General features: G+C 64.5%; 14 protein-coding genes. 6 read left to right on the top strand and 8 right to left on the bottom strand.

Going from position 1 to position 10,906, the window contains the following annotated elements; genetic code table 11:
- Positions 1 to 647, bottom strand: a 647-nt coding sequence (locus tag VNH11_20565) for a glycosyltransferase family 39 protein (protein ID HVA48771.1), incomplete at its 3' end; no start/stop codon positions are given.
- A 334-nt stretch (positions 648 to 981) separates the two neighbouring features.
- On the opposite strand from VNH11_20565, the gene VNH11_20560 reads away from it, so the two are divergent.
- The 3 genes from VNH11_20560 to VNH11_20550 are packed head-to-tail and all read left to right on the top strand — an operon-like array spanning position 982 to position 3,323.
- Complete coding sequence (locus VNH11_20560) at positions 982 to 1,521, top strand: hypothetical protein (protein ID HVA48770.1); 540 nt, start codon at positions 982 to 984, stop codon at positions 1,519 to 1,521.
- A gap of 10 nt (positions 1,522 to 1,531) precedes the next feature.
- A complete protein-coding gene (locus VNH11_20555) occupies positions 1,532 to 1,966 on the top strand; it encodes a hypothetical protein (protein ID HVA48769.1) in 435 nt (144 codons plus the stop codon).
- A 1-nt stretch (position 1,967) separates the two neighbouring features.
- On the top strand, positions 1,968 to 3,323 hold the full coding sequence (locus tag VNH11_20550; GenBank protein HVA48768.1) for a cytochrome P450: 1,356 nt from the start codon (positions 1,968 to 1,970) through the stop codon (positions 3,321 to 3,323).
- 6 nt (positions 3,324 to 3,329) lie between these two features.
- Here VNH11_20550 and VNH11_20545 read toward each other — a convergent pair whose 3' ends face one another.
- On the bottom strand, positions 3,330 to 3,746 hold the full coding sequence (locus VNH11_20545; protein ID HVA48767.1) for a hypothetical protein: 417 nt from the start codon (positions 3,744 to 3,746) through the stop codon (positions 3,330 to 3,332).
- A 448-nt stretch (positions 3,747 to 4,194) separates the two neighbouring features.
- Between VNH11_20545 and VNH11_20540 the strand changes: the two genes are divergently transcribed.
- Together VNH11_20540 and VNH11_20535 are read left to right on the top strand one after the other, a co-directional pair.
- Entirely contained in the window at positions 4,195 to 5,151 is a 957-nt protein-coding gene (locus VNH11_20540) for a universal stress protein (GenBank protein ID HVA48766.1), read from the top strand.
- An 8-nt stretch (positions 5,152 to 5,159) separates the two neighbouring features.
- The gene (locus VNH11_20535) at positions 5,160 to 5,297 is read left to right on the top strand and encodes a hypothetical protein (GenBank protein HVA48765.1); all 138 of its coding nucleotides are present in this window, start codon (positions 5,160 to 5,162) and stop codon (positions 5,295 to 5,297) included.
- Between the two features lie 119 nt (positions 5,298 to 5,416).
- Here VNH11_20535 and VNH11_20530 read toward each other — a convergent pair whose 3' ends face one another.
- The 6 genes from VNH11_20530 to VNH11_20505 form a co-directional block, all read right to left on the bottom strand.
- Positions 5,417 to 5,650, bottom strand: a complete 234-nt coding sequence (locus VNH11_20530) for a PEP-CTERM sorting domain-containing protein (protein ID HVA48764.1) — start codon at positions 5,648 to 5,650, stop codon at positions 5,417 to 5,419.
- A gap of 146 nt (positions 5,651 to 5,796) precedes the next feature.
- Positions 5,797 to 6,675, bottom strand: coding sequence for an SDR family oxidoreductase (locus VNH11_20525; protein HVA48763.1), 879 nt, complete (start codon positions 6,673 to 6,675; stop codon positions 5,797 to 5,799).
- An 11-nt stretch (positions 6,676 to 6,686) separates the two neighbouring features.
- Positions 6,687 to 7,163, bottom strand: coding sequence for a Holliday junction resolvase RuvX (ruvX, locus tag VNH11_20520; GenBank protein HVA48762.1), 477 nt, complete (start codon positions 7,161 to 7,163; stop codon positions 6,687 to 6,689).
- Positions 7,164 to 7,398: 235 nt separating this feature from the next.
- Positions 7,399 to 8,118: a cytidylate kinase-like family protein gene (locus VNH11_20515; GenBank protein HVA48761.1), complete on the bottom strand. Its 720-nt coding sequence runs from the start codon at positions 8,116 to 8,118 to the stop codon at positions 7,399 to 7,401.
- A gap of 112 nt (positions 8,119 to 8,230) precedes the next feature.
- The gene (locus VNH11_20510; GenBank protein HVA48760.1) at positions 8,231 to 8,545 is read right to left on the bottom strand and encodes a hypothetical protein; all 315 of its coding nucleotides are present in this window, start codon (positions 8,543 to 8,545) and stop codon (positions 8,231 to 8,233) included.
- Between the two features lie 63 nt (positions 8,546 to 8,608).
- The gene (locus VNH11_20505) at positions 8,609 to 10,390 is read right to left on the bottom strand and encodes a redoxin domain-containing protein (GenBank protein ID HVA48759.1); all 1,782 of its coding nucleotides are present in this window, start codon (positions 10,388 to 10,390) and stop codon (positions 8,609 to 8,611) included.
- A 158-nt stretch (positions 10,391 to 10,548) separates the two neighbouring features.
- On the opposite strand from VNH11_20505, the gene VNH11_20500 reads away from it, so the two are divergent.
- The coding region (locus VNH11_20500) for a uracil-DNA glycosylase (protein ID HVA48758.1) at positions 10,549 to 10,906 on the top strand (358 nt) is incomplete at its 3' end.

Genomic DNA, 10,906 nt, shown 5'->3' with positions numbered 1-10,906 from the left:
GGCCAGGGCCGGGTGTTCCACATCCGGTGGGCTTCGACGGCGATCAGGCAGAGCGGGCCAAAGACCATGCCCGACGCCTTGGCCAGCAGCGCCGCGCCGAACCACAAGCCCGGCAGGCCGACGCGCGGCCACCACGATCGTTCGCGCCCGGCGCGAAAGTGATAGACCAGGGCCAGCAGGCAGGCGCTGACGGCGATGTCGGTCGTGGCCAGCGCGGCGTGGGCCAGCAGGTTCGGCTCGCAGGCCAGCCAGGCGACGGCCAGACGTCCGCCCCAGGGTCCGGCCAACGACCGGCCGGCCAGCCAACCATAAACCAGCAGCAGCCACCAGAAAACCAGTGCCGCCGAGCGGGACCAGGGCAGTATGCGGTTGAGGTCGCGCACCGGGTCGATCGGCGTCGCCGACCAGCGCTCATATAGATAGAGTGGCAGCGTACACCCATCGATGGCCAGCGGCATGGTGCCGAGCTTCATCAGCCCGGCGTGGCTGCCGGTTCGCCAGACTTCCAGGCCGCGTTCGAGATAGAGCGGCTCGTCGAATGTCGCGCTAAGCTGCCGACCGGCGGAGATGCACCAGACGCTCGATGCCGCCAGACATGCTGTCAGCCACAAACCGTCGAACCAGCGATCTTTGTCTATTCGACCCATCTTCCCTGACGACCAAATGCCGGGGATTTGCTTGAGGCGGAGCGCCCGGCGTGCAACCGCGAATATCGGCAGCGGCGGAGATTAGCATGAATGGTCGCGGCCGGTTTACCCCACTTTCTGGTGGATATGGAGGCACTGCCGATCGGAGAGGTTCAGCCAGTGGACTGGTTTCTTTGGCACCGGCGCGGTTTGCCCCGACCCGTCCTGCGACGTCGGCACACCGGCAGATGGCCACGGTCACCGCGTTACGGCCCTAATCTGGGTGCAGTGGCCCAAGAATTGCTAGGTGGGGCTTTTGTGCGTGTGTGTCGTACCCCAAAAAGGAGATTCTGTCATGCGAGCTACTGCCCGTGCCTCTGCGTTCGTCGCCGCAACCACCCTTGCCGTCGCGGTCGCCTTCAGTCTTCAGGCCCTTGCCCAGGGCCGTAATGAATCGTCTCGGCCAAACGGAATCCGAGCGGCCACCGCAAGCAAGGCCGCGCACGAGCATCACGCGCAGCCGACCTCGCAATGCGCCGCCGAGTGTGGCGCGTGCCAGCAAGCGTGCGATTCGTGCGCGGCCCACTGCCTCGATCTCGTCAGCGAGGGAAACAAGGCCCATCGGGAGACGTTGCAGACTTGCCTCGACTGTGCTGAGATTTGCGCCGCCGCCGACCAGATCGTCTCGCGGGGTGGTCCGTTCAGCGGCCTGATATGCAAGGCGTGCGCCGACGCCTGCGCCCGCTGTGCCGCAGCCTGCGAGCGGTTTACCGACGATCAACACATGAGCCAATGCGCCAAGGAGTGCCGCAAGTGCCAGAGTGCTTGCGAGACGATGTTGGGTGAGGGCGGCGCCTCTGCCCGTTCCGCCACAGACCAGAACCGGACCCGATAGAAGGACCGCTGTGACCGTCAACTTCGATATCTATCCTCGCCAGGCGCTCACGCCCGCCGACTTCAAGGCGCTGGGGCGTTCGCTCCGCCGTTGGCTGCGGCTGCACGTCAAGCAGCAAGGTTCGGTGCGGTGGTACGACACCGACGGCCTCGAAGACCTTCTCAAGGGAGGGCCTCCTCGGCCGCTGGCATCGACGCCGGAGCACCTCGAGTCGCAAGCGGCCGCGGGCGGGGGCACCGCCGTGCTCGAGCATGTCGACACGGAAACTCCCCAGCCGATTTGCCTGAGCTTGATTTACAACAAGCCCATGGAACATCGCCAGGTGCTGGCCGCGGTGCGCCGCGCATTGTCGAGCGAGCTCGTGGCCGACGTGCTGGTCAACGGTCAAAGCTGGGACGACGCCGGTCACGGCGAGTTTCACGGCGGCCGACCAGCGGCACACTGACATGGCTGTGGCCCCAGGAATCACTCATGCCATTCCGCTGCCCTATGGCCCCTTGGGCGCCTTCCTGTGCGACCCGCTGAGCTTTCAAATGCAGGCACGGGAGCGGTTCGGCGACGTATTTCGTTTCCGCATTGGGCCGGTGGTGGTCCATTTCCTCTTCCATCCGGAGCACGTCCGACGCGTGTTGCACGAGCATCCTAAGAACTATTTGCGCGGCTGGCAGTACCGGTTGATGCGGCGAATATTTGGCGACAGCCTGACCGTGTCGGAAGGGGCTTTCTGGCTTCGACAGCGGCGGATGGCACAACCCGCCTTTCACCGGCAAAGGCTGGCCGAGTACACCGGCGTGATGGTCGACGCGGCGTCCGGGCTGGTATCGCGATGGCGTGACATGGCGGCGGAAGAAGAAGAAAAGGTGATCGAGGCGCGACGCGAGATGTCGCGCCTGACTCTTGGCATCACGAGCCGGACACTCTTCGATCGGGATGTAAGCCATGAGGCCGACGAAGTAGGCCAGGCGTTCGCCGTGCTGGGCCAGTATTTCGAATATCGACTCCATCATCCCTTCGGTTCACCGAGCTGGGTGCCGACGTCGACGAACCGCCGATTCAAAAAGGCGGTGTCGACGCTCAAACAGATCGTGACGGCGATTGTCCGAGAGCGGCTGGGCGACGAGGCGGACCGCGGCGATCTGCTTTCGATGCTCGTTCAGGCCCGCGACGAAGAAACGGGCGAAAGAATGACCGCCGACCAGCTCCGCAGCGAGGTTCTGAACTTCTTGCTCGCAGGCTACGAGACGACGGCCACCGCGCTCACCTGGACCTGGTATTTGCTTGCCTCTCATGCGCCGATACGCGAGCGTGTCTGCCAGGAGATCAAGGCGGTGATCGGCGATCGGCTGCCCAGCGCGGCGGATGCACCGCGGTTGCACATCACGCGTGCCGTCATCCAAGAGTCACTGCGATTATACCCGCCGATCTGGGTCGTCCCGCGCCGCGTTGTCGCGAATGACGAGATCGGCGGTTTCCGTATCCCGGCGCGTTCGACGGTGGTTTTGTGCCCGTACGTCACTCACCGGCATCCCGCTTTCTGGGACGCGCCGGACGTCTTCGACCCCGACCGTTTCACCGCTGAGCGCATGGCCGGTCGTCCGAAGGAAGCTTACTTTCCCTTTCTCGGGGGGCCGCACCAGTGCATCGGAAATGAATTTGCCTTGCTGGAGATGCAACTCGTCGTCGCCCGAGTGCTTCAAGAATTCGACGTCACCCTTCGGCCCGGTCAAGTCGTCAAGCCGATTGCGTCTTTGGGCTTATGGCCCGATGGCCCGGTTTGGCTGACCGTCAAGAGCCGAGCGTGACGGACATCACCAATCCCAGTCTTGCAAGTGATCGGCGATCTTGGCCATGGCCAACAGATTCGCCATCAGCCGCCGCTGAGCTGCCTTCAACTCGTGGTGGCGTTCGCGCTGCCGGGCCTGTTGAGAGACCTCCGACTCATGCGCGTGCTCCAGCACCATCCCTTTTTCGTCGTTGCCTTCTTTCTCGTATTGGGCCAAGGCGTGCTCCCGGCGAGCGTCCCGGTCGTCGTACAGCCGCAGCGCGGCGGCGTGGACTTGCAAGTCGTGCCGGTGCTGGATCAGCACCGCCTCGACTCGGCGCAGCTTCGCGCCCATCTCGTCGATCTCTTGCTCCCATACGCGGACGTCGTCGTGCCAGAGCGCACGCTCGCTCGTCCATTGGCAATGGTCGCAATGAATTTCGCTGTCTTTGTAGGTGTTCATGGTTCGTAACTCCGTGCGGTTTCCTGCCTGTCGCACGCGGCAAGGCCGCGGTCGGCAAGCTGCCAATAAGACTTTTCATTCAAAACGGGCGTAGTCGCGCTTCTTTCTAATCAAGTCGGTAAGAACGTCGTCGATGAACGACCCACCGGTTACTAAAGCACGTGGTGCGCCGAAGCGGAGCCGAACCACATCCGACGCCGAAAACGCCGAGAAAAACCGCGAAAGCAACAAAGGCATTGCGGCGGGGAGCGATACGATTGCGTGCCGAAAGCTGTGCTAAGCGTGCTCGGCGCGCCGTTTCGCACATCATGTCCCCGCTACATCGAAGCATGTCCCTAGTGTAAGCTGGAGCGTGCCGGAGTTGCGGCAGGCCCGCAATCGGCCTGTTCGACGCCGGCCGGTTCGGTCTGGGCGCGCGATGTCAACGAATTCGTCGGGAAACAACCTCATGGCACCGTTTCAGAAAGTCCTGGTGGGCGTCGATCTTTTGCAGGCCGACGGCGTGGGTTCGAGCAACTTTTCGCCGCCCGTCGCAGAAGCCATCAAGCATGGCCTCTGGCTGGCCGAAACATCGGCGGCCAGCGTCACGTTTTTTGCCGCCGTCGACCTGCCCGAAGCGACCATCGTTTCGCTGGGAGGCGATGCCTCGCGCGTCACCGGCCAGCTTCGAAAGTCGGGCGGCCGTGCCCTCGACCATCTGGTCCACGAGGCCAAAGCGCGAGGTCTGACCGCCGACTCCCGGCTCGTCAGCGGCGAGGGGTGGGTGGAACTCACGCGCGAGGTCGAGCGTGGGCAGTACGACGTGGTGATCGTCGGCACGCGCAACGTGGGCGCCGTCGAGCGGTTTCTGTTTGGCAGCACGGCCATGAAGCTGCTGCACAATTGCCCCTGCCCGGTGTGGATCACGCGGCCCGAACCGCATCCGCTGCCGACCAGCATTCTGGTGGCCAGCGATTTGAGCGAGGTGGCCGAGAACGCCTTGCGATTAGGGCTGGCGCTGGGAGCGCTGACCGGGGCCAAGGTCAACTTGCTGCACGCCGTCGATTATCCGCTCGACCGCCTCTGGAGCACCGGCCTGCTCGACACGAGCGCGCAGATTTATCACGACAAGGTGAAGGCCGACGGGCGGCAGCGGCTGGACGAGCAGTTGGCCCGCGTTGCCGGGCCGAATCCGTCGGTCAAGGCGGAGCTGCACATCGTCGAAGGGCTGAGCATCGCCGACACCGCCGTTCTCGATTTCATTCGGGTCCACCACGTCGACCTGCTGGTGATGGGCACGATGGCCCGCAGCGGCATTCCGGGCGTGTTCATCGGCAACACGGCCGAGCGGCTGGTGACGCACGTGCCCTGCTCGCTGTTGGCCGTGAAGCCCGCCGATTTCACGTCGCCGATCGGCCTGCCCTAAATCGCAGGGTGAACGCCGCTGATCAATACTCCTTCGGTCCCACGCGGTACGTGGGCACAAGCCTCCTGGCCGGCGGCGATTTCAACAACAGCACGCTCCGCGCCCAGATCCACATCGCCTCGCTGGGGGTGCTGCTGCCGTTTTAGTTTTCTGCTGACGACCATCCACCATCCGTAGCGTGGGACAAGCGAGCTTGCGAGCGCCGTCCCACCGCGCGCGCCTGAAGCTCCGGCCGAGCGCGAGCTTAACGAATTCGCCGAGACGGTCAGGCGATGGATGCCTGTTTTCTTCGCCGCCAGCCGCGGTAACCAGCGAACATCCCAGCCGCCACGCCGAACAGCGTGAGGCTCGACGGTTCGGGTACCGCCGGCGCTGCTACCGGCGCGGCGTGCGCTTGCGCGCTCATCGTGGGATCGGTAAAGGCGCCGGAGGCGTAAGGCGTCGTTTCGACTCCGGACGACGGATTGAAATCCGTAAACGACTCGATCGTTTGGATCATGTCCCCAAGTCCGGCGGACCGCGGGAAAACCCTTCAACCGTTTGGCGATCTGCCGTTGGCCGCGATCTCCAGCGCGCTGGAGATCACCCCCCACCTGGTTCCAATTCACGACTAGCCGCATATAACCTCGGGCGGTGGTCAGCCCGTTACTCGCCCAATGCCTGTCGCCCGGCCACGATCGCCCTCAACCCCTCACGGTAGCTCGGATAACGAAGCGTCAGCTGGAGCTCGGCCAACATGCGGGCGTTCGAGACGCGCTTGTCGGCGGTCGCACGGGCGTAGGCCGGCGTCTCGCGCTGGGGCAGCCGAAACCGCGGAGCCGGTGCGCCGACCAACCCCGCCAACTCGGCGTAGTATTCGTCCCGCTCCACCGGAGCGCCATCGGCAATCAGATAGCGTCGCGGTAAGCTCGTCTCGATCTCGTCGGCGGCAAGCACGGCTTCGACGGCGTCGTCGACGTGGACCAGATTCAAGAAGCCGTGTTGCGGAGCGTCGAGCGCCTCGCCGGCCAACAGCGCGTCGATGCGGGGGATTCGATCGGGACCATAGAGGCCCGCCAGACGCAGAATGACCGCCCGCCGGCCGTGGCCGTGAGCTTCAAGCATTCGTTCGGCCGCCAGGCATGCCACGCCCGCCGGCCGCTGGGGATGGCAGGGAGTTTCTTCATCGACCCACTGGCCCTGACCGTCGCCGTAAACGCCGGTCGTGCTGATATAGATCAGCCGCCGAAACGTGGGGGGCAGCGCGTCGAGCACGTTCGTCAATCCGACCACGTGTGTCTCGGTGTGGCTCTTGCCCGACCTTGGATCGTGGGCGACGGCATAGAGCACGGTGTCGGCTGTTGGCAAATCGAGCGTTGGGCGGTCGGTGACATCGGCCACGACCGGCTTGAGTCCTTCCTGTTGCCAGGCCAGGGCGCGGTCGGCCCGGCGCGTCACGGCATACACCGCATCGCCCGCCGCGAGCCAGCGCCGGACCACGCGGCCGCCCAGGTAACCGCAGCCGATAATCAATCTTGTTGCCATCGGCGTCGCACTCAGTCGTCAAGGGGCGCCGGTTCGCCCGGCGAGGTCGATTCGAGAAACGCCGCCAGCATAATCTGCGCGGCCAGCATATCGCGTCGGGCCGCCCGCTGCTTCTTGGTCAGTTCCGCCGCGCCGAGAAACTGGTCGGCCTCGGCCGTCGTGAATCGCTCGTCGAAGTAGGCCACCGGCAGGCCGGTTGTTTCGGCCAGCCACTCGCCGAACTGCCGGGCTTCGCGCGACTTCTCGCTTTCACGCCCGTTCAGGTGTACCGGCAGGCCCACGACGAAGCCCACGATCCGTTCTTGAGCCACGAGCGACTGAAAATAGCGTGCGTCGGCGGCGCGGTCGCGGCGGCGGTAAATCTCGTAGGGGCTGGCCAACGTCCGCCGCGCATCGGTCAAGGCCACGCCCACGCGCACTGTGCCATAATCGATGCCCGCCAGCCGGCCGGCGGAAAAGATCGTCTCGCGTTCGGGTACAGCAGCCATGCAAGTATTCTATACGCCACGCTGCAGAAGGCGAAACCAACGGCGGTGGCTGGGGCAGAGCCGCGCGCTCGGCCGGTTCCTGACCTAACCGCTCCGCCGCGGCGATGCCCCGGTCGCGCCGCCACCGGGACATCGCCGGCCGAACGGCGCGTTTTGGCAATGGCCGGATCGATCTCGGCCAGCTTCTGCCCCAGCCACCGCCATTGTTTGCATGGCGCGCGTCAGAAGTGACCGTTCAACGCGGAAACACGTCGCGGGCGGCCGCGGCAATCTGCCGCGCGGCGCCGTCGGCGCCGAGCTTCTCGACGTTGAGCACCAAATCGTAGAGGTGGATATGGTGGACATCGTGGTGGAAGTGCTGCAACACGAACTCGCGCCGGTCGCGGTCGGTCTGGTCGACCCATTCGCGGGCCTGCTCCAAGCTTATTCCCTGCAACAGCCGCACCTGTTCGATGCGAAAGTGCTTGGGAGCGATCAGCCGCACGGAAAGCCCTTTGTCGTGCGGCAACAAGAACCGCGCGCCGCGGCCCACGATCACCACGTTTTCCTGCCGCACGGCGGCCCGCAGCACGGCCGACAGACGAAGGAAGTATTTCTCGTGGCTCACCGGGGCGTGCTCGATCCAGTGATTGAAGATTTCCATGATCCAGCGCACGCCCGTCTCGTCGATCAATTCGACGTCGTAGGGCGAGCAGGCGGCGGCCTTGGCCACCAAGCCGAGCAGCTCGCGATCGAGCGTCCGCCAGCCCAACTCGTCGCCGACGGCACGCGCGATTTGCTCGGCGCCCGTGCCGGCCTCGCGCGAGATGGCGATGTAGTGTCCGCAGGCGACCGAATCGCACGGCGGCGAACGTTGTTCCACGGCCTGTTGCAGCATCAACCAGCGCTGAATCTGCTGCTCGATGAGGGCGCTGGTCTCACGTTGATGACGCGACGAACTGGCAAGACTGAGCATGGCGGGCTCCTGTTTCAAGCGATAAACCGCCTTTCCAATATCTATGTTAGGACGACCGCCCGAATCGTGCAACAATTGCGCCGCAAGATGAAGAGATTGTCAGGCTTGGTCGTCAAAACGTGGCTGCCCAGCGCACGCCGTAGACGTTCAAATCGGGTAGCGGGCCGGGGAGAACCCAGCGTTCGTAGTTGAGCATCAACAGGCTATTGCCGGTCAACTGGTAGTTGACGCCGACAGTTGTCCGTTTGACGTCGAACCGGCCGGTCGTGAGGGTGCTGCCCGGCGGCGGCACGATACTGCGGTGGTCCAGCAAGTCGTATCGCACCAGATAGCTCAGCTTCGACTCCTTCCGGAGCCGCACCTCTCCTTCCATATACATGCCGCCGATGTGCTCGCGGGCGACCAACTGGCCGGGCAGCGACACCACGCGGTCGGTATCTCGGTTGGCGTATTCAACCTGAAATCGAAGCAGGTTTTCGTATCGGGTATTTCAACAACGCCATCGCCGGATGAGTCCCGTAACGCAGTAGCGCAGACCAGCGGTGAGAAACGCTTTGCAGACCCTCATCGGCCAATGCCACGTCGAAATAACCGTTGAACATTTCGTCGCTGCTCTGCGGCCCGGTCGTAACCATGACGCTGGGATCGGGATTGCGCGGATTCGCACGCGAATTGTCGTACACGGCCTGGCAACTGAGCACGGTGCCCGAAGGCAGCCGCTTCGGTTCGAGCAACGCGTAGCGGTGCTGCCAATCGAAGTCATAACGCGGCACGTACAGCAGAGTTTCTTGCGAACCGTCCGGATATCGTGCCTGATAACGAAACGACTTGCCGCGGAGTGCATGTGAGGAAATATTGCCAGTAACAGCACTTCGTCGTTGAGCCGTACGGAATGCTCGACGCGGTGGTCGGCAGCCCCCGGAGGAATGGCAAGGTGTTCGTCCACCAGCAATCGCGTGGCCACTTCGTTGTGGACCGTGTGCGGAGCGGCGAACTTCAGCCCAATGCTGGTCCGATCGGTCTGGGGCGAGCCCACCGACACGTAGTGTACGAGCAGCGAAAAGCACCAGCCCGCGGGGACGCGCTTGGCCATCCCGCCGGGCAAAGTAAGGGGACCGCTACCGGGCGCCATTGCCGCGACGCAGAACGAGCCGAGCGAACCTTGTTCGACCTGCGCACCCCCCGCGGTCGGCGTCAGAAACAGCGTCGCGTGATGCACCACCGCGCGATTGCGCGGCCGAATTTCGGCCGCCACGATCCAGCGGTCCGAACCGAAGCCCGGATCGATGGAGAACTGTTGATATTCAACGACGCCTTCCGCCGGCACTCGAAAAACCTCCGGCATGGCGAGCGTCACATCCGGTCGCCCGATCATCCAGCCGTCGCGGAGGTCGTCGGCTGAAGTCAACTCGCTCGGACCGCCTAACGGCAGCCCATCGTCGATCCAATTGAGGAGCGTTCGCCGCTCATCATCGGTCAGGCTAGGATCGTTGGCAAAACGGCCGTACTTCGGGTCGGCGTGCCAGGGCGGCATTCTGCGGTCCTCGATGACCTCGCCGATCGTTTCGGCCCAGTCGACGGCGTCCTGATAGGTCGTCAACGCAAACGGCGCCGCCTGACCGCGTCGATGACAGGTCCGGCATCGCCGCTCCAAGATCGGAGCGACGTGCCGGGCGTAGCTGAGTTTGCCGTCCTTGGCGGGCGTTCGCCGCCGGCCGATGAAGCAGCCGACCGGTTCGGTTTCCGGCACGCTGACCCGCTCGCCGCGCAGCATTTCTTCGACCGCCTCGGCCAGATCGCGGCGCGTGGGCTTCTGGCGTTGAACGCCGATCTGATACTGATCGTCGGCCCGCCCGCGATAGCGCACCCGCCGCTCCCGGTCGAGCACAACCACTTCCGTGATCCGCTTGACCGCCAGTCGATCGGCCAAGCGGTTGCCCATGTCTTTAAGGACAGGGAACGGAAGCCGATGCAGGCGCGTAAAGGCGTCGATTTCGGCCAACGAGTCTTGTTGATTGGAATCGATGCCGACGATTCGCACACCGACGTTCGCGAATTCGCCGGCGAGTTCGGCCAGCCGCGGCGCATAGAGTTTGCTCAGCGGGCACTCCACGCCCAGGAAGGCCAAGACCAATATGTCCCAGGCGGGCGAGGCAAACAGCGCACCGCTTTTCGCCGGTTGCGCCGGCTTGTCCAGCGTCGCCACCGCCGCCGGTGCAGGCGCGGGTTGCGACGGGTTGAGGTGCGGCGGCCCTTGGCTGGGCGTCGGCAACGGCGTGCCGCTTTGGCGTCTCGCGCATCGGCCCGGCCTCGTTCGACGGCACCGCCGCACTCGCCGGCCGCGGCAGTTCATTGACGCCTGCCCGTTGAAGACTTTCCAGCCGTTGCACGAGTGCCCGCCGCAGGCGGTCGGACGAAAGCGAATCATCCATGCGCCGAGGGGCACCCAAGCTGCCGCACGCCGAACGCGAGATGGCGCTCAATCTGATTTGCGGGCAAGTGCGCGGCTGCGAGCGCTGCGGCGAACTGGCCACCACGCGCAAGCAAACGGTGTTCGGCGTCGGCGACGCCAGTGCCCGGCTGTGCTTCATGGGCGAAGCGCCGGGCGCCGACGAAGACGCCCAGGGCGAGCCGTTCGTCGGCCGGTCCGGACAATTGCTCAACAAAATCATCGAAGCCTGCACGCTGCGACGACAGGACGTTTACATTCTCAACACCCTCAAGTGCCGCCCACCGGGCAACCGCAATCCGCTGCCGACCGAGACGGCCAACTGCCGCGAGTATCTCG

It is taken from the genome of Pirellulales bacterium (assembly GCA_035533075.1).
Taxonomy (GTDB): domain Bacteria; phylum Planctomycetota; class Planctomycetia; order Pirellulales; family JAICIG01; genus DASSFG01.
The sequence above is the reverse complement of the archived record's forward strand: the minus strand, read 5'-3'. Positions and strand labels throughout refer to the sequence as shown.

Excerpts from the sequence above, each read along its gene's own strand:
- VNH11_20540 (HVA48766.1), top strand. The coding sequence starts at position 4,195 with ATGGCACCGTTTCAGAAAGTCCTGGTGGGCGTCGATCTTTTGCAGGCC.
- ruvX (HVA48762.1), bottom strand. The coding sequence starts at position 7,163 with ATGGCTGCTGTACCCGAACGCGAGACGATCTTTTCCGCCGGCCGGCTG.
- VNH11_20545 (HVA48767.1), bottom strand. The coding sequence starts at position 3,746 with ATGAACACCTACAAAGACAGCGAAATTCATTGCGACCATTGCCAATGG.
- VNH11_20515 (HVA48761.1), bottom strand. The coding sequence starts at position 8,118 with ATGCTCAGTCTTGCCAGTTCGTCGCGTCATCAACGTGAGACCAGCGCC.
- VNH11_20560 (HVA48770.1), top strand. The coding sequence starts at position 982 with ATGCGAGCTACTGCCCGTGCCTCTGCGTTCGTCGCCGCAACCACCCTT.
- VNH11_20530 (HVA48764.1), bottom strand. The coding sequence starts at position 5,650 with ATGATCCAAACGATCGAGTCGTTTACGGATTTCAATCCGTCGTCCGGA.
- VNH11_20550 (HVA48768.1), top strand. The coding sequence starts at position 1,968 with ATGGCTGTGGCCCCAGGAATCACTCATGCCATTCCGCTGCCCTATGGC.
- VNH11_20525 (HVA48763.1), bottom strand. The coding sequence starts at position 6,675 with ATGGCAACAAGATTGATTATCGGCTGCGGTTACCTGGGCGGCCGCGTG.